The sequence below is a fragment of the Streptomyces sp. NPDC040545 genome (assembly GCF_055595065.1).
This window is the reverse complement of the sequence record NZ_JBVIWA010000009.1, coordinates 62,735-80,290: the sequence shown is the minus strand read 5'-3', so window position 1 is coordinate 80,290 and position 17,556 is coordinate 62,735. Positions and strand designations below refer to the sequence as shown.

General features: G+C 72.5%; 16 protein-coding genes. 7 read left to right on the top strand and 9 right to left on the bottom strand.

Annotation, left to right across the window (positions count from 1 at the left end; genetic code table 11):
- Nucleotides 1-36: 36 nt before the first annotated feature.
- On the bottom strand, nucleotides 37-552 hold the full coding sequence (locus ACZ573_RS19035; protein ID WP_471305305.1) for a winged helix-turn-helix transcriptional regulator: 516 nt from the start codon (nucleotides 550-552) through the stop codon (nucleotides 37-39).
- Nucleotides 553-611: 59 nt separating this feature from the next.
- On the opposite strand from ACZ573_RS19035, the gene ACZ573_RS19030 reads away from it, so the two are divergent.
- Together ACZ573_RS19030 and ACZ573_RS19025 are read left to right on the top strand one after the other, a co-directional pair.
- Nucleotides 612-2,051: an MFS transporter gene (locus tag ACZ573_RS19030; protein WP_471305303.1), complete on the top strand. Its 1,440-nt coding sequence runs from the start codon at nucleotides 612-614 to the stop codon at nucleotides 2,049-2,051.
- Nucleotides 2,052-2,359: 308 nt separating this feature from the next.
- Nucleotides 2,360-2,800, top strand: coding sequence for a VOC family protein (locus tag ACZ573_RS19025; protein WP_471305300.1), 441 nt, complete (start codon nucleotides 2,360-2,362; stop codon nucleotides 2,798-2,800).
- Between the two features lie 70 nt (nucleotides 2,801-2,870).
- Here ACZ573_RS19025 and ACZ573_RS19020 read toward each other — a convergent pair whose 3' ends face one another.
- From ACZ573_RS19020 to ACZ573_RS19000, 5 genes are all read right to left on the bottom strand, one after another.
- Nucleotides 2,871-3,476, bottom strand: a complete 606-nt coding sequence (locus tag ACZ573_RS19020; protein WP_471305298.1) for a hypothetical protein — start codon at nucleotides 3,474-3,476, stop codon at nucleotides 2,871-2,873.
- Nucleotides 3,473-3,763, bottom strand: a complete 291-nt coding sequence (locus tag ACZ573_RS19015; protein WP_471305296.1) for a hypothetical protein — start codon at nucleotides 3,761-3,763, stop codon at nucleotides 3,473-3,475. Before ACZ573_RS19015 ends, ACZ573_RS19020 begins: the two co-directional genes overlap by 4 nt.
- A 178-nt stretch (nucleotides 3,764-3,941) precedes the next feature.
- Nucleotides 3,942-4,997, bottom strand: a complete 1,056-nt coding sequence (locus ACZ573_RS19010) for an MBL fold metallo-hydrolase (RefSeq protein WP_471305293.1) — start codon at nucleotides 4,995-4,997, stop codon at nucleotides 3,942-3,944.
- Between the two features lie 367 nt (nucleotides 4,998-5,364).
- On the bottom strand, nucleotides 5,365-6,261 hold the full coding sequence (locus tag ACZ573_RS19005) for a hypothetical protein (protein ID WP_471305291.1): 897 nt from the start codon (nucleotides 6,259-6,261) through the stop codon (nucleotides 5,365-5,367).
- On the bottom strand, nucleotides 6,258-7,271 hold the full coding sequence (locus ACZ573_RS19000; RefSeq protein WP_471305289.1) for an SPFH domain-containing protein: 1,014 nt from the start codon (nucleotides 7,269-7,271) through the stop codon (nucleotides 6,258-6,260). Before ACZ573_RS19000 ends, ACZ573_RS19005 begins: the two co-directional genes overlap by 4 nt.
- Before the next feature lie 218 nt (nucleotides 7,272-7,489).
- Here ACZ573_RS19000 and ACZ573_RS18995 point away from each other — a divergent pair, with 218 nt between their 5' ends.
- The 3 genes from ACZ573_RS18995 to ACZ573_RS18985 all read left to right on the top strand — a co-directional run bounded on the left by ACZ573_RS18995 (nucleotide 7,490) and on the right by ACZ573_RS18985 (nucleotide 10,324).
- Nucleotides 7,490-8,908 (top strand): lamin tail domain-containing protein, encoded by a 1,419-nt coding sequence (locus tag ACZ573_RS18995; protein WP_471305286.1) that lies wholly within the window; start codon nucleotides 7,490-7,492, stop codon nucleotides 8,906-8,908.
- A gap of 166 nt (nucleotides 8,909-9,074) precedes the next feature.
- Nucleotides 9,075-9,722 carry a serine/threonine-protein kinase gene (locus ACZ573_RS18990; RefSeq protein ID WP_471305282.1) on the top strand — a complete coding sequence of 216 codons (648 nt, stop codon included), beginning with the start codon at nucleotides 9,075-9,077 and terminating at the stop codon, nucleotides 9,720-9,722.
- Nucleotides 9,723-10,117: 395 nt separating this feature from the next.
- The gene (locus ACZ573_RS18985) at nucleotides 10,118-10,324 is read left to right on the top strand and encodes an MbtH family protein (protein WP_373041850.1); all 207 of its coding nucleotides are present in this window, start codon (nucleotides 10,118-10,120) and stop codon (nucleotides 10,322-10,324) included.
- A gap of 310 nt (nucleotides 10,325-10,634) precedes the next feature.
- Here the strand turns inward: ACZ573_RS18985 and ACZ573_RS18980 are convergent, their stop codons facing one another.
- Entirely contained in the window at nucleotides 10,635-10,979 is a 345-nt protein-coding gene (locus ACZ573_RS18980; protein WP_471305280.1) for a MerR family transcriptional regulator, read from the bottom strand.
- A gap of 109 nt (nucleotides 10,980-11,088) precedes the next feature.
- Between ACZ573_RS18980 and ACZ573_RS18975 the strand changes: the two genes are divergently transcribed.
- Complete coding sequence (locus ACZ573_RS18975; protein WP_471305277.1) at nucleotides 11,089-11,691, top strand: flavodoxin family protein; 603 nt, start codon at nucleotides 11,089-11,091, stop codon at nucleotides 11,689-11,691.
- Between the two features lie 209 nt (nucleotides 11,692-11,900).
- Here ACZ573_RS18975 and ACZ573_RS18970 read toward each other — a convergent pair whose 3' ends face one another.
- Nucleotides 11,901-13,652: a methyltransferase gene (locus ACZ573_RS18970; protein ID WP_471305275.1), complete on the bottom strand. Its 1,752-nt coding sequence runs from the start codon at nucleotides 13,650-13,652 to the stop codon at nucleotides 11,901-11,903.
- Nucleotides 13,653-13,753: 101 nt separating this feature from the next.
- Entirely contained in the window at nucleotides 13,754-14,971 is a 1,218-nt protein-coding gene (locus ACZ573_RS18965) for a 4-hydroxybenzoate 3-monooxygenase (protein ID WP_471305272.1), read from the bottom strand.
- A gap of 542 nt (nucleotides 14,972-15,513) precedes the next feature.
- Here ACZ573_RS18965 and ACZ573_RS18960 point away from each other — a divergent pair.
- A complete protein-coding gene (locus tag ACZ573_RS18960; protein WP_471305270.1) occupies nucleotides 15,514-17,541 on the top strand; it encodes a HelD family protein in 2,028 nt (675 codons plus the stop codon).
- Nucleotides 17,542-17,556 lie beyond the last annotated feature (15 nt).

The following is a 17,556-nucleotide window of genomic DNA, read 5'->3' as shown; positions in this document are numbered from 1 at the left end:
CTCAGCTGCCCCTGTCGCTCCTGATCGCTGTCGAGTTCAGGAGCCTTCGATCGGCCCGGCCCGATCCCACCCGGGCGCCCGTACGTCGATCGTGAGGCTTCCCGACTCGACCTCCTCACCGCAGGTCCGGCACGTCGACGTCAGATCGAGGTCGTGTTCGGAGCCGGGCCCGCCGCGGTGCCGGAAGGCGACCGGCGGAGTGTCCACCGCCCATCGGTCGCCCCAGGCCAGCAGCGCGTGCATCACCGGTGCGAGATCGCGGCCGGCCTCCGTCAGGTGGTATTCGAAGCGCACGGGGCGCTCGCTGTAGGCGCGGCGCTCGACCACGCCCGCCTCTTCCAGTGCGCGCAGTCTGGCGGCGAGGCGGTCGCGGGGGGCGCCGGTGTTACGGATGATCCGGTCGAAGCGCCGGTTCCCGTAGAAGATCTCGCGGATCGCCAGGAGGGCCCAGCGCTCGCCGACGAGTTGCAGCGCGGCGGCCGCGGAGCACGGCCGACCGGGCACTTCGGGGTGCGGGACCGAGTTCTCGGCCGGCTTCCTGTTCGAGGTCACGTCCCCATCCTCTCCCGAGTCCGTTGCGTTTTCAAACCCACACGGCTAGCCTCCGGCCCATGACAGTTGGAATTTCAAACTCACACCGGGTGTCCCGGGCCGTGTTCGCGACGGTCGCGACCGCGGTCTTCATGTCGAACCTCGACCTCTTCATCGTCAACGTGGCCCTCCCGGCGATCGGCCGCTCGTTCGGCGGCAGCGGCCTCGGCTCCCTCTCCTGGATCCTCAACGGCTACGCGATCGTCTTCGCCTCGCTCCTCGTGGTCGCCGGCCGCATCGCCGACCGCTCCGGCCACAAGCCGGTCTTCCTGACCGGACTGGCGGTGTTCACCCTCGCCTCCGCCGGCTGCGCACTCGCTCCCGGCGTCGGGACGCTGGTCGCGGCACGGCTCGTGCAGGCCGCCGGCGCTGCGCTGCTGATACCGACGTCGCTCGCGCTGCTGCTCGACACGACGGCGCCCGAGAAGCGCGCCGGGGCGGTGCGGGCCTGGGCGTCGATCGGAGGAATCGCCGCCGGACTCGGGCCCGTGGCCGGCGGGCTGCTGGCCGAAGCGGGATGGCACTGGGTGTTCATGGTCAACGTGCCGGTGGGGATCGCGGCGTTCGCGCTCGGTGTCAAGGTGCTGCCGTTGCCCGGACGCGCCGGTACGGAGAAGAGTCCGCTGCCCGACCTGTTCGGCGCCGCCCTTCTCACCGGATCGATCGCGACGCTCGCGCTCGGCCTGGTCAAGGCCCCTGACTGGGGCTGGACGAGCGCCGGCACCGTCGGCGGCCTGGCTGCCGCGGTGCTGCTCGGCGTCTGGTTCGTCCTGCGCTCGGCCCGCCACCCCGTGCCGATCGTCGAGCTGCCGCTGCTGCGGGTTCCGGCGTTCGCATCCTCCGCGGCCGCCCTGACACTGTTCACCGTCGCGTTCGCCGGAATGCTGCTCGGCGCGGTGCTGTGGTGCCAGGGCGTGTGGGGCTACTCGGCTCTGCGCACCGGCCTGGCCATCGCGCCGGGACCCCTGCTGGTGCCGCCGGTCGCGCTGCGGATCGGGCCCGCCGTCGCCAGGTTCGGTGCGGGCCGCATCGCTCTGGCGGGAACGGTCCTGTTCGCGGCCGGCATCCTGTGGTGGGCCGCGACCCTCGACACCGGCTCGGCCTACGCGGCCTCGCTCCTGCCCGGCATGCTGCTGACGGGCCTCGGTGTCGGCATGACGCTCCCGGTCCTGACCGGGGCGTCGGCGGCCGCCCTGCCGCCGGCCCGCTTCGCCACCGGCTCGGCCATCACCTCGATGGGCCGCCAGATCGGCGCGGTCCTCGGCGTCGCGATCCTGGTCGGCATCCTCGGCACCCCGGCCCCCGGGCACGCTGTCACCGCGTTCCGGCACGGCTGGTACGCGGTCGCCGTGGCAGCCCTGCTCGCCGCATGCGCGACGGTCCCGCTCATCCGCAAGCCGCGACCGGCTGCCGCCGAGGCGGCCGACGTCGCAGAGGCCGCGGAGGTCCGCACTGCCTGAGAAGCGAGCCCCCGCTCGCGTCGGCACCGCGCGGCGGGGCCGCGAGCGGCACGGCGGGACTCCGCCCGCCGAAAGGGTGACCCGACACCGGGGATATCGGGGAGGCGCCATGCCTGAGCGGGCATGCTTCGAATCGTCGGGGAAGCATGGAGGAGGCCCGGCTCGCAGGTCCGCCGCAGCGGTGCTGAGGGGCGATCGGGTTCTTTCGGAGTTCGGTGGTCCGGGGGATGTCGAGAACGTGCCACCGGCTCCGTCCCTGGGACACCAGCGGCCACCACCGGCCGCACGAGGAAGAAGGAGTGGCCGGCATGGCGATTCAGCGGATGGACAACGTCGGCATCGTCGTCGGGGACATGGATGCCGCCATCGCGTTCTTCGTGGAACTCGGTATGGAACTGGAGGGCAGGGCGGAGGTCGAGGGTCCCTTCGCCGACCAGTGCACCGGACTCGACGGCGTCCGCTGTGACATCGCGATGGTCCGGACCCCGGACGGTCACAGCCGGCTCGAGCTGGCGAAGTACCGCAGCCCCGCGGCGATCAGCGCCGGGCCGCGCAACCGGCCGCACAACATTCTGGGCACGCACCGCGTCATGTTCGCCGTAGACGACCTCGAGGACACCGTTGCCCGCCTGCGCCCTCACGGCGCCGAACTCGTCGGCGAGATCGCCCGGTTCGAGGACAGCTATCTGCTCTGCTACGTCCGCGGCCCGGAGGGCATCATCGTCGGACTCGCCCAGCAACTGCGCTGACCGGCAGGCCGTGTGCGGGATCCTGTTCGTCCTGGACACCGGTGTCCAGGACGAACAGGATCCCGCGCCGCTAGGTCGCGGCTTCGGTGCCGAGGTCGACGGGTCGTTTGTAGTACCGCCACGGGAACCACCCCGCGCCGACCGGAATCCATCCTTCTGATTCCAGCCGCCGGTGCCTCGCGAGGGAGGGGAGCGTGATCCGGCAGTGCTCCCAGGGGTGGTCGGACGCCTCCACCTCGTGGAAGAAGGGGCCGTAGCCGACCATGTGCCAGCCGTCACGGCCGGCTTCCTCCAGGGCTGCCATCTCGTTGAACGCGGTCAACCCGCTGAGCGTACGGCGCTTCGGGGCGTTCGGCGCCCCGGCGGGCGCCGCCGCCGGGGCCGCGCCCGCGGCCTTGCCCGAGAAGCGCTGCTGGGCGGCCTGGCGGCTCACCCCCAGGACCCGGCCCACCGTGTCCCAGCTGTGGCCGGCGGCCCTGGCGCCCTGGACGGCCTCGCGCAGCAGCCGGCTCGCCTCCTCGGCACCGACGCGTGAGGCGTCCACCAGGCGCAGGTAGCCGTGGGCGTCGTGTTCGAGCGACTCGGCCAGCCCCTCGGGGGCGCCGAGGACGGCTGCGGCGATCCCTTCCCGGATCCGGTCCATCTCCACCGGATGGAGCAGTGGTTCGTCGCTCATCGGCGCAGTCCGGCAAGGGGTTCGAGGGCGTCGAGGACCGCCTCGTCGCGGCGCGCCTGCTCGGCTGCCCGGGCTGCCGCCCGGGCGGCCTGGCCGGCCGTGCAGGCGATGAGTGCGAGGCCCACGACGATCAGGGCGACGGTGGCGAAGGTGCCGAGCCGGTCGCCGAACATCACCGTCACGGCCGGCAGGCTCACGCCGAGCGGCAGCAGGGCGGCCATGGACGGGGTGGATGCGGTGGCAGGGAAGAGGCCCCGGCGCCGGACCTTCGAATTCAAGATCGACATGCGTCAAGGAAACCTTGACATGACTGGCTTGTCAAGAATTTCTTGACACCCATGCCCCGCACCACGGCGACCACCGGCCGCACGCCGGAGCGGGCCGCACGACCAACAGGGGAAATGCGGGGCCGGGAAGGGCCAGGCGCGGAGGGCGGCGCGGTCAGGGGGACCCCGCACGCTGCCGTTATCGGGGCGGCGTGGGGTTGCGGAGTGCGGGCCGGGACCACGGTGCGTCGGCGTCTGCGTCGTCGGCCGGCTCCGGGCGGAGGCCGAGCTCGCGGAGCTGGTTGAGCGCCATCATGGCGGTGAACAGCTCGTTCGGGTTCGCTCCGCCCGCCCCGAGCTCGGCGATGGCCTGAGCGAAGCGGGTGGTGAACGCGCTCGGCCGGATCGGCTCGCTCCCGCCGGTCAGCCCGAGTACCGCCTCCTGCAGGGTGGCGGCCTGCTCCAGCAGCCCGTCCAGAAAGAGCACCGCCTCGGGGCCACGGCGCACGGCGAAGGTGTGCCCGTCGGTGAGGACCGCGGCTTCCTCCTGCTCGAAGAGGCCGGCGACGGCGCCGAGGACGGTCTGGATCTTGAGCTGGTCGGCGTCGACCATCGCGCCACAGGAGCCGTTGCCCTCGTCGGAGAGGTGGAGGACGCCGCAGTCCCTCAGGTGCACGATCACGTGCCCGGCGCAGTGTCCCTGGCTGCGCAGCACCCGGACCGCGCCGTCGGCGAAGGTCCAGCCGATGAACCGCAGCGAGCCGATCCGGATCCGCTCCGGCGGCCGTTCCTCGTACGTCCGGGTCGTCGCGGCGAAGGGCCGCATCGGCACGAAGAGCGACACCACCTTGGCTGCCAGTTCGGGCGCCGGTAGCGGCGCCGCCCAGGCGATGCGCCCGAAGGACCGCACCCAGTAGGACTCCGGGTCCAGCATCTGGTCCAGGTCGGGGGCGGGGACATAGTGCTCGGCGGGCACGCCCAGCTCCTCGGCCAGGTCGTTGTTGCCGATGTGGTCGGGATGACCGTGCGTGGTCAGCAGCAGCGCCCGGGACCAGGGCCCGACACGGTCGGCTGCCGCGCGCAACGCCGCGCGGAAGGCCGGGGTGACGCCGGTGTCGACGAGCACCAGGGTGTCGCCGGCCCGGTGAACCAAGGCGTTGGCGACGTCCGGCTGATCATGCGCGAGATCCAGCTCCTGCCCGAGGACCAGCACGGTCCTGTCGTCGATCTCGATCAGGTCGCCGAGCGCGGTCATGGGTCCTCCCGCCGTCCGGTCGGGGCGGCCGGAGCCGCTGCTCCGAGCTGCCGAGAACACCAGTCTCCCGCCGTCGGGCGTTCGCCGCACAGGCGCCCCGCGTCACTTGCCCATCCGGCCCAGAAGCCGATCCGGCGCCGGATGACCGGACCTTGCCCGATCCATTTCGAGAACCTGGCTGCCCATGGTGCATCCAGCAAGGCGCCGCAACCCGTTCCCGACAGGATGAGGCCGATACCGGAGGACACTGCGCCCGGGCAGGTACGCCCTCGCCGAGGCCTGACGCGGAGCCGACCACCGAGCGGTCACCCGCGCCCGGCGCAGCGGCGGCAGCCCGCCGGGGGCGACAGCCCGTCGGGCAGGGTGCTCACGTCACCAGGCGCAGCGACGTTCCCGCGATGCCCAGCCGTACGCTCTGACCCCAGGTCAGCTCCAGGGCGTCGCTCTCCATTCCGTCGCCGAAGACCACGATCCGGTCCGACTCCACGGTCAGCCGCAGTTCCTGCCCCCGCCCCAGCTCACCGGCGACCTGCGTCGTTCCGGTCGTGGGCGAGGGCCAGGCCTCGCGTACGAACCACAGGAGCCGCGGGTCACAGGGTGCGGGCAGCCCGGCGTGGCTGCCGCGCTCCAGCCACAGGGAACGCAGCCAGCCGGTGGCGCCCGTGCCGGTGCCCACCAGCACCCCGGAGGACGCCTGGGCCTCGCCCGGGCCCTTGTCGCCGGAGCCCAGGCGGTAGCGGGCTGTCTGGTGACCGGGCGAGCCCAGATAGATCTCGTTCAGCGCGAGAAGGCGCTGGGTGTCGTCAGCGACGGCCTCGACCATCGTCAGCTCCTCTGCCCGGCCGCCGGCGGCGGTCGCCGCACGCAGCAGGGCGGCCGTGTCGGCGCAGCGGTGGCGGACCAGGACCCCCGGGTTGCGCCCCGGGTCGGTGTCGATGCCCACCACCGGCTGTCCGCGCAGATACTTCGCGGTGTTGGCGACCAGGCCGTCCTGGCCGACCACGACCACCACGTCCTCCGGGGCGAACAGGAAGCGGTCCAGGTCGGCCCGCTCCACCCGGGAGCTGCGCCAGGTGAGCGGCACCGCCGCCGCCACCTCCCGCAGCGCCTGCCGCGTGCGCTCGTGGCGGCGGACCACCTCGTCGATCGACCGGCCCCGGCTGGAGAGGAAGAACGCGGCCTGCCCGTGCGTCCCGTGCCGGGCGAGCAGTTCCTCGTACTCGGTCCTGCGGTGCACGAGCACCGCCCGCGGGGCCAGACTCACTCGCCCGCGCCGCCTTCCGGGCGTCCGAGCCTGGTGAGGAGCCCGGTGAGGACGTCGGGAGAGAGTGTGATGCTCTCGATCCGCGGCAGGTTCTCCGCCAGCCGGGTCACCGCCAGAGCGTGCAGCGTGCCCGGGGCGGCTTCCTCGTGCACGCGCAGCCAGGCAGCCTGAGCCTCGGCGCGCGCTGCGCCCGTCTCGCGCGCCGCCTCGGCGTCCGCGCGGGCCAGGCGGACCTTGCGGGCCGCCTCGGTCTCGGTGCGTACGCCGTCCGCCGCCGCCTTCTCCTCCGCCTCGCGGCGGGCGTTGATGCCGCGCTGGTCGATCAACTGCGCCTCGCGCCTGGCCAGTTCGATCTGACTGGCCAGCTCGTTCTCGGCGATGGCACGCTCACGTTCGACGGCGACGGCCCGCCGTTCATAGGTGGCCCGGTCCGCCTCCTGCTGGATCTGTTCGCGGGCCGGGGTGCGCAGGGCGCGCTCCACCTCGGCCTCGGGGCGGATCGCGACGACCCGCACGGCCACCACGTCGATGCCGGTGGCCGGGAGCCTGGGCTCGGCGGCGAGACCGGCGGCGACCCGCCCCCGCACGGAGGCGACGCCGTCCACCAGGGCGACGGCCAGCGGAGTCCGGGCCAGTACGTCCAGCGTGTGCTGCTGCGCGGTCTCGGTGAGGAGAGTGGCGATCTGCTCCAAGGGGGCGCCGCGCCAGCTCCCGGTGTCCGGGTCGACGGAGAAGTCGAGCCGGTCCGCGGCCTCGGCCGGGTCGCTGATCCGGTAGGTGACGGTGGCCTGTACGGCGACGTCCTGAAAATCGGACGTACGGGCGTGGAACGCCATGGCCAGCTCCCGGTCGTCGACCGGCACTTCGGAAAGCGCCGCCGACAGCGACCGGTACCAGAAACTGAGCCCCCGCCCGTCGTGGACGAGCCGGCCGCGCTTGTGGTGGCGGATGTGGGCGGTGGGCGCGGAGCGCAGATGACGCCAGCCGAAGCGCCGGGTGATGTCGGCCATGGCGAACCCCCTTCATTTCGTCAATGCGACGATAATGAGCCGCGCCCATATCGTCAAGGGGACGAAAAGAGGGTTTCGGGGCCGCCACCCCGCAACCCGTTCTACGAGCTACCCGCTCTGTTCGCGGCGTGTTCAGCCCGCGGCTGCCGCTGTGCCCCACGCTTCGCCGGGAGCGCGGGCGCACTTGCCCGCCCACCGGACGAGACGAGGACCGGCCGTTGCGTACGAACTGGCGCAGAGAAACCCACATCATCGCCGTCGCCCTGACGGTCCTGGCCGTCGGCGTGTCCGGTGCGCCGGCCTCGGCGCAGGCGCAGGCGCAGCCGACGGTGCGGATCAACGAGGTCGAGTCGAGCGGCGGCAGCCCCGGCGACTGGATCGAGCTCGTCAACACCGGTACCACCGCGGTCGACATCTCCAAGTGGGTCGTCAAGGACAACGACAACTCCCACTCCTACAAGGTCGCCAGGAACACCTCGCTGACCCCGGGTGCCTTCCTCGCGCTGGACGTCGAGCCTTCGTTCGGCCTGGGCAGCTCCGACTCCGCGCGGCTGTTCACAGCGGACGGCACCACCCTGGTCGACTCCACCACCTGGACCGACCACGCGACCACCACCTACGGCCGCTGCCCGGACGGCACCGGCGCGTTCACCACGACGACCGCCGCGACCAAGGGCGCGGCCAACGCCTGCGGCACCTCGGGCGGCGGACAGCCCACCCACGGGCCCTGGCCCGGCGGCTCCGCGGTCACCATCGCGGACGCCTCCGACACGTTCGGGGAAAACCTCAGTGGCCTGTCCTTCGAGAGCGCCGGCGTGCTCTGGGCGGTGAACAACGGGCCGGGCAGGCTGTACCGGCTCGTACCGGGCGGCACGTCGTGGCGTCCCGACCCGGCTGGCGGCTGGGCGACGGGCAAGGCCCTGCACTACGCGAACGGCAGCGGCGACCCCGACGCCGAGGGCGTCGTCGTCACCCCCGACGGCCTGTTCGTCGCCACCGAACGCGACAACGGCAACGGCTCCACGAGCCTGCCGAAGATCCTCCGCTACGACACCGCCTCCAGCGCCTCCTCCCTGAACGCGACCGCCGAGTGGAATCTCACCTCCGACCTGCCCTCCCTGCCGGCCAACGCCGGACCCGAGGGCATCTCATGGGTGCCCGACTCCTTCCTGACCGCGCACGGCTTCCGTGACGAGCACACCGGCGCCGTCTACGACCCCGCCTCCTACCCGGGGCACGGCAGCGGCCTGTTCTTCACCGGCGTGGAGGCCAACGGCACCGTCTACGCCTACGCCCTGAATCTGTCCGGCGGCGGCTACACCCGCATCGCCACCATCGCCGGCGGCTTCACCGGCGTGATGGACCTGGAGTTCGAGCCCGCCACCGGCCATCTGTGGGCGGCCTGCGACGACACCTGCCAGGGCCAGACCTCGACCCTCGGCATCGACGCCCAGGGCAAGTTCACCGCCACCGCCGTCCACGACCGGCCCACCGGCATGTCCAACTACAACAACGAGGGCTTCGCCATCGCCCCCCAGTCCACCTGCACCGCCGGCCACAAGCCGGTCCTGTGGTCCGACGACAGCAACGACGGTGGCCACGCACTGCGCGCCGGCACCCTGAACTGCACCCCCTGACACCGGATCCCACCCCTGACGCACCTGTGCCCCGGCGGACGACCGCCGGGGCACAGCGCCGTGAGTACGGACGAGCTCGCCTTCGAAGAAGTAGCCACCGCGGTCGCATATCCCCCCCTTGCACTTCACAATTAGGTTAGGCTTACCTAAGATTGGGGGCTCGGGGATGCAGGACAAAGCGCGAGACCAAGCGCAGCAGGACGAGTGGGCCGACGACGTACTGGCCTGGATGAGCTCCCAGGAGGAGCTGGACCGGGCGCTGCGCGACGCACTGCGCCGCACGCCCAGTCAGCGGGAGGAAACGATCGCTCGGATGGCGGACGCCCTCCGTGGCGCGGCCCAGGGACTGACCATCCCCGGGTGTGCGGCGGCGGCCGGCGTCCCCGAGCGCATCCTGTGCGAGTGGCTGGAGATCGACGCCAGCTTCGCCACGGCGCTCCGCGCCGCGCACGCACTGGCCGAGGCGCACGGACTGAGACCGGGGGCGGTGCCCACCCCGGCCGCGTTACAGCTGATGCTGAACGCGATCCGCAAAGGGGCCGCCTGGCCGGCCGCGGCGACCCTCGTGGGCATCTCCGTACGCGGGTTCAACCGCCTGCGCGCCGAGGCGCCGCCGGTGGGGGCCCTCATCGCGGCGGCCCAGCGGGCGCGCTCGTTACAGGCCGGGGCGGGCCGGCGGCGCAGACCCCCCAAGGCGGCGAGCCGCCGGGTCGGGTACCGGATCGTGCAGCTCGACGACCCGCTCCTGTCCCCGAGCAGCCAACCGGACCGTACCGCAGGCGGGTTGAGCGACCGCGCCGACCGCCGGGACTGAGCGCCCGCTCGCACGCGCGCCCGTTCGCCACCGGCGCTCCGCGCAGCGCCGGTGACAAGGAGATCCAGCCGTGGGCCCTGTGACCATCGGCCCGTATTCCATGCCCACCCGGGACCTCGTGCCGCGCTCCGTGGCGCCTTGGTCCGCCGACCCCGACCGGGCCGCTCTGCTGATACACAACATGCAGAACCACCTGCTCCGGCCCCGACGCGGTGGCGGACGGGCGGACCGGACTCACGGCGGCGCAGGCGCACGTGAGGACCTGGCGGCGCTCTGCCGGGCGCCCGGCGTACCGGTCGCCCGGTCGCCTGGTCGCCCCCCTGGGGGCCTCCCCCGTACACCCCTGATCCCATCCCCCGACCGACCATGCCGGTCATCACCCGAGGAGAGACACCATGGCCACCAACCCCTTCGAGGACGACGACGCCCGCTACTTCGTGCTGGTGAACGCCGAGAACCAGCACTCGCTCTGGCCCGCCTTCGCGGAGGTGCCCGCGGGCTGGACCATCGTGCACGGCGAGGACAGCCGGGAGGGCTGCGCCGCGTACACGGAGACGCACTGGACCGACATGCGGCCCGCCAGCCTGGTCGCCAGGAGCTGATTCCGGGAGCCGCCCGGCCCCGTGGTCCAGGCGCGGGGCCGGATCGGAGCACCTCCTCCGATCCGGCCCCGGTCGCCTACGGTTCACAGCCTCCGGGAGAGCACCTCCGAGCCGCGTGCGGGATCCAGCGCCCCCGCCCAGGCCGCGGGTGCCCGTCCCGGGCCGGCCGGCCCGGCCGGCCCGGGACTGATCATCACCGCGTTCACGGGCGGTCTGTCCGCCGTGGGCTTCGGCCTCCGCGGCAACATCTGCGCCTCCCCGCGGTTCGCCGAGGACCGGGCCTACTGGCTGAAGCGGCGCGCCGGGCCGCTCAGGGCTGTTCCAGGTAGCGGGCCAGGGTGGCGCGGCTGTGCCGGAGGCCCTCGATGCGCGCGTCCATGGCGGCCAGTTCCCCGTCGAGGACGGACCGGAGCTCCTCGCACCAGGCGAAGCGCACCCCCTCGCCCCTCACGCACGGCAGCACCGAGCGGATCACCTCGGTGGACAGGCCGGCCGCGAGCAGGGCGCGCACCTTCCGTACGGCGGCCACGGAGTCCGCCGTGTAGTCGCGGTATCCGTTCGGGCCTCGCTCCGCGTCGAGCAGCCCCTGCGCCTCGTAGTAGCGCAGCAGCCGGGAGCTGACGCCGGTGCGCCGGGAGAGTTCGCCGATCAGCATGTGCCGTACCTCTGCGTCCGGTTGACCTTCACATTGATGTCAACGTCTAACGTCGCCCCTACCGGCGGGCATTCCGCCGGCCCGACCGCGCACCGGTGGAGTGATGTTCATGTCCGACCGCTCGTTCCTCTTCGTCCTCGGCAGCTCCCGTTCCGACGGGAACACCGAGATACTCGCGAAGGCGGCCGCCGAACAGTTGCCCGCCGGTGTCCGGCAGCGGTGGGTCGACCTGGCCGGGTCGGCGCTGCCCGACTTCCGGGACGGGCGGCACGAGGCCGAGGGCTGGACGCCCTCGGAGAGCGAGGAGACCCTGCGGCTGGCCACGCTGGAGGCGACCGACATCGTCATCGCCTCGCCCCTGTACTGGTACGCGCTCTCCGCGCACACCAAGCGCTACCTCGACTACTGGTCGGGCTGGCTCACGGTCCCCGGCTCGGACTTCAAGGAGCGGATGGCGGGCCGGACGCTGTGGGGTGTGACGGCCATGGCGGACCCCGACGAGGTGCGCGCCGAGGGGCTGGTGACGAGTCTTCACCACACCGCGGCCTACATGCGGATGCGGTTCGGCGGGGTGCTGCTCGGCAACGGCTCCCGGCCGGGCCAGGTGCGCGACGACGAGCGGGCGGTGATCCGTGCCAAGACCTTCTTCGCGCAGGACGCCCCTCTCGCCGTGTTCCCCCGCGTGGAAACGGCTCAGGGCGTGTCTCTCTGACGGGACGGCGGTTGCACGGACCCGCTGCGGTCGGTCCCGTCATGGATGCCGGCAGCGGCCGCCGGGCGAGTCGGCGGGCGGGGTGTACGGAACGGCGCACCCCGTACCGATGACGGACGTCCGGCCGGACCTCCCACGCAGGCCCGGCGGTGGTTCGCACCGCGCCCCGGGCGGGCCGCCTGCTCCCGCCCTGGGGAGGCGTCGCCGGGTCAGCTCCGCCGGGGGGCGGGGTCCGGTGCGCCCGCCCGGCGGGCGTGGAGCACATGCGCGTCCAGCGGCAGGGGCCTGTGGCCGACGAGTCGCAGGCCCGCCTCGGCGAACAGGCGCGCGTAGTGGTCGGCGCGGCGTTCGCGGCCTCCGACGTTGCACAGCATGTGCAGGTCCCAGGCGGTGGCCAGGGAGGGGGAACCGTCTGCGGGCAGCAGGCGTTCCACGACGAGCAGGTCCGCGTGGGCGGGCATCGCGCGGACGCAGTGGCGCAGGATCTCGCGGCAGCGGTCGTCGTCCCAGTCGTGCAGGACGCGGGACAGGACGTAGACGTCGCCACCGTGCGGCATGTCGGCGAAGTCGCCGATGCGGTAGTCGCAGCGTACGCCGCAGCCGGCGGCGTCGAGCAGCCGGCGGGCGGCTTCGACGGCGTGCGGGCGTTCGAGGAGGACGCCGCGCAGGCGCGGGTGTGCCGTGAGGATGCGGCCGAGGAGCTCCCCGTTCCCTCCGGCGACGTCCACGACGGTCGCGGCCGCGGGTGCCTGGGCCGCGGCGGTGATGACCGGGTGGGCGGGGAGCGGCCGGAACATCCGTGAGCTCGCGGCCATGGACCGGTCGAAGAGGGCGGCGAGTTCGGCGTCGTGGGCGAAGTGGTCGAAGTGGTTCTCGCCGAAGAGGTGATCGAACGCCGGCTGCCCGGTCCGCACGGCGTGATCGAGGCCGCCGAAGGAGCGGTAGAACGGGCCTCCGTACATCAGGGCCAGCGGTCGCATCGACCCGGGCGTGTCCGCGCGCAGCAGGGCGCCGAGTTCGGTCAGCCGGAATCCGCCCTCCTCGTCATCCGGGCCCAGGTCCGGGGCGACGGCGCCGAGCATGGCGAGGTAGCGCAGGAGTACGGCAAGACTCCGGGGGTGGGTGCCGGTCAGCCGGGCGAGGTCCGCGGTGCGGCAGGCGGTGCGGGGGTCCATGACGTCGGGCAGGCCCAGCCGGGCGAACGTGGCGAGTGCCTGTGTCGTCCACGCGCCGGTGAGGAGGTGGAGGAGCGTTTCGGCGGGCTGCCGCACGTCATGGCGGGGCCGGTCCAGGTGGGCGGCGAGGGTGTCCCGGTGGTCGCCCCGTGCGTAGAGTTCCAGGCGCTCGTAGTCGCAGGCCGCGTCGGGGAGGGTGAAGTAGAGGACCGTGCCGTCCTCGTGCGGGTTGTAGCCGCCGCCGTCGGGCCGCGCGCCGTGCCGGGCGAGGATCGCGCACAGACCGCGCAGGGCCAGCGGCTCGGGGTGCTCGACCTCGAAGGCGAGGTGTGCCTCGTGCCGGCGGGTGCGCTCGTACGCGGCGATCGGTTCCAGGCCGGAGTGCGGGGGCACCGTCAGGGCGAACACCTCGACCGCGCGCCGTTCACCGGCGGAGCCGAGCACGTGCGGGCGCAGGATCTGGACGTCGAGCTCGGCCGGGTCGCGCCGGTGGCGCCGGGCGAGGCGTTCGCGGACCACCACGCTGGGGTGGGAGGGGGTGTCCACCGCCAGTCCGCAGTCGGCGAGTTGGGTACGCAGGCCGTCCGCGTCCGGCGGGAAGAGCAGCAGCCCGGCGTGGGCGAAACGGCAGTGCCCGGCCAGTGCCTGCAGGTCCGGGCCGCCGAGGCCGGGCAGCAGGAGCGGGAGCAGGGCGGCACTGTCGTGCTCACGGACGAACCGGGCCGCCGCGCGCAGGCAGGCGGTGTCGTCCAGGAGCAACGTTTCGTCGGGGAGGGTCGTCGTCATCGTGGGGGTGTCCTCGGGCCGGTACGGGGCTGGGCAGGGCAGGGCGAAGCGGTGGGAGGGGTGGGGCGGGTCAGCGGTACGGGGGCGGGCCGCCGCGGCGGTCACACGCCGACGTAGTTCTCGGCGAACCAGTCCTGGTGGATGCGCGAGGTGCGCAGCGATGCCAGCCGGGACCGCTGCAGGGCGGCGTGGAAGAACGATCCGGCATCCTGGTCACGGTCGGGGGGCGCGTGCAGGAGCCGGGTCATCCACCCGGTGAACTCCTGCGCCCGCCAGATGTGCGCCAGGCACCGGTCGGAGTAGCTGTCGAGTCCTGCCGTGTCGCCCCGGGTGAGGGCGTCGGCGAGGGCTTCGGCCAGGATCTCGGCCTCCAGGACCGCGAGGTTGGCGCCCTTCGCGGCGGCGGGGGCGAGCAGACTCGCCGCGTCGCCGGCCAGGAAGAGCCGGCCGTGGCGCAGCGGTTCGACGACGTCGCAGGTGAGGTCGAAGACCGCGCGTTCCAGGAGTCCGCCCCGGCGCAGGGGGCCGTGCTCCGCGGCGCGCATCCGGACGTCGAGCTCGTCCCAGATTCGCTGCTCGGACCAGGCGTCGGCGGGCGTGCCGCGCTGCCACTGGAGGTAGTAGCGGGTGACGTCGGTGGTGCGGGCCATGTGTCCGGCGAAGCCGTGGTCGTGGATGGCGTAGCCGACGGCGTCCAGACTCGCGGGGGCCTCGGCGAGCAGGCCGAGCCAGGTCACCCCGTGGTCGTACCGGTGGTGGCGGACGGCGCCCGGCGGCAGCGAGCGGCGGGCCGCCCCGTACCGGCCGTCGCAGCCGGCGACGTACCGGGCTGTCCACCGGGTGGGCCGGCCGTCGGGCTCGCGTGTCGTGACGGACGGCCGGGTGCCGTCGGTGTCCCGCACGACGAGCGCCTCGGTGCGGAAGCGGATGCGTCCGCCGAGGCCGAGGTAGTGGTTCAGGAGGTCCGTGACCAGGTTCTGCTGCGGGTAGACGTGATGCTGCCCGCCCCGGCCGAGGGCTCCGTAGTCGAGGCGGAACCGGCCTTCCTCCGTGCGGAACTCGCACGTGCCGTGGCGGTGTCCGTGCCGGTGCAGGCCGTCGGCGAGGCCGTGGCGGTCCAGGATCCGCACGGTGTTCGGGGCGAGGAACCCCGCGCGGGCCCGGGTCTGGACATGGGTGCGGGAGGCACGCTCCAGGATGACGCAGTCGATCCCGGCGGTGTGCAGCAGGATTCCGAGAACGAGCCCGGCGGGTCCGGCTCCGAGGACGACCACATCGGCTGATTCCCATAACGTGCGAGAGGTCTGACTTTCCGTCATAGCGGGTGCAGCATAAGCGCGCGAAGATCCACATACCCACCTGAATCATCCCTAGGCGGGAATAGAGTGACAATCACCCCGCGCACTCCTGCCAGGTCGCAGCGGGGCGGGGACCCGCTTCCACAGCGGGTCGGTGGTGCGCTCCGGGCGCGCGAAGGCGGGCGCACTCTCCCGCACGCTCCGGCGCGTGCCAGGCCGTCGGACCCCTTGCCACGGGGTCCCGGCCATCGGACGCGTCGGCCGCCTCGCCGGGTCGTCCCCCTTTCCCCGAGCGCGGCAAAACATCACCGGCATGCGAGGGCGGGGCCCCGCCCATAAGGCAGACGGGCATCGGGAGCGCAATGGCGATATACGGAACGGCGAAATGCACGCCATACGGCCGGCCGTCACGGATTCAGTCGTACGGCCATGACTCACCAAGTAAGTCAAGACTTACCTTCGGGGGGACCTTGACCATATGGTGTGGCTCGAATCGAAGGAGCCCCCTGTTGTCGAAAATGAATGATCCCGCTGTGCGTGCGCTTGAATCGGAGCGGGATTATGTGTCCTCCTTATACGAGTTGCTCACCGAGCGGCTTTCCGAGGCGCGAGCACACCGAGCGAGTGTGCTGAAGGCCCCGGCGGAAAGCGCCGGTGAGGCATACGAGAGAGAAATCGCCGCCGAGCGTCTGACCAAGGAAATCGGCCGGCTGGAGGGCGCCGAAAAAGGGCTGGTCTTCGGGCGCATCGACTGGACGGACGGCACGGCCCTGCGCATCGGGCGGATCGGACTGCAGACGGAGGAGGACGACCTGCCTCTGCTCGTGGACTGGCGCGCGAACGCGGCGCGGCCCTTCTACGAGGCGACACCGGTCCACCCGATGGGACTGCGGCGGCGCCGGCACCTGCGCCTCGAGGAGCGCACGGTCATCTCGGTGAGCGACGAACTGCTGAACGGGACCGCCCCGACCGACGAGGACGTCGTGGGGGACGGGCCGTTGACCGAGGCTCTGTCGGCACGGCGTACGGGCAGGATGCACGCGGCCGTCGCCACGCTGCAGGCCGAGCAGGACGAGGTCGTCCGCTCCGCCCACCGCGGGGTGACCGTGGTGCAGGGCGGGCCCGGCACCGGCAAGACGGTGGTCGCCCTGCACCGGGCGGCCTATGTCCTGTACGCGTTCCCGCGCGCCGCGGAGGAGGGTGTCCTGGTGGTGGGCCCGAACGCCCGGTTCCTCGACTACATCTCCCAGGTCCTTCCCTCGCTCGGGGAGAACGACGTCGTACTGGCGACCTGCCGGGAGCTGGCCGGAGTGTCCACGGACGCGGTGGACCTGTTCGATACGGCGCGCCTCAAGGGCAGCTCCGATCTCGCCGACGCCTTGGCCGGCCTGCTGCGCGTCCACCAGGCCCCCGCCGGTGACTTCACCGTGCGGGTCGGACAGGAACTGGTTCACCTCTCCGGTGGGGAAGTCGCCACGGCGCGCGACACCGCCGTGGCGGCCGTACCGGGGCACAACCCCGCGCGCCAGGTGTTCAAAGAGCTTTTGGTCGACGCCGTCACCGACGCGATGCAACGGGACATGGGAGACCTCCTGGAGCAGATCGACGCCGATGCCGAAAGGATGACGGGCATCAACCTCGACCGGTTCACGGGAGCCGCCCAGCGCCGTGTCGAAGGTGCGGCCGACCCGGCTCCGGTCCACGAGCTGGACCTGGACGCCATCCGAGCCGATCTCCTCGACGACGCCGGTGTCGACCGAGCGGTCGAGGTGCTGTGGCCGCGGCTGGTACCCGGTGACCTCGTGAAGGCGCTCCTGACGAACCCCGGCGCTCTCGCCGAGCACCTGCCCCGCCTGACCGGACAGGAGCGGTCCCTTCTGCTCCGCGGTCCGGACGACCCGTGGACCGATGCCGATGTGCCGTTGCTGGACGAGGCGGCGAGCCTGGTCGACGGCCCGCCCGAGCGGACGTACGGGCACGTCGTCGTCGACGAGGCGCAGGAACTGACCTCCATGCAGTGGCGCATGATCGTCCGCCGCTGCCCGGCAAGGGCGATGACGCTGGTGGGTGACTTCGCCCAGGCAGGCCCGGTCACGACAGCACGCGACTGGAAGGGAGCACTGAGCCCCCACGTCGGACCGCGGTTCAAACTGCACGACCTGACCGTCAGCTACCGCACCACGCAGGAGATTCTGGAGAGCGTCCGGGACCTGCTCACGCGCATCGCTCCGGACCAGAAGCCCACACGGTCACTGCGAAGCGGTGAGATCCCTCGCACCGTGACCGCGCCTCCGGAGGGGTCGGTCGCCGCCGTCGTCTCGGAACTCCGGGCCCAGAGCACCGCGCACCCGGGCGAGCTTCTGGGAGTGATCTGCGCGGACACCAGGGTGGGCGAGCTGACGGCCCAGGGCATCGCTCGCCACGCACGTATCGTGCCGGCGTCCGAAGCACGCGGCCTGGAATTCGACGGGGTCGTCGTCATGGACCCCGAGGAAATCATCACGGCCCGCCCCGGTGGGGAAAGGGACTTGTACGTGGCTCTGACCCGGGCCACCAAGCGCCTGTGCACCATCACCGTCCAGCCCGGCTGATGACTCGGCGCCCGC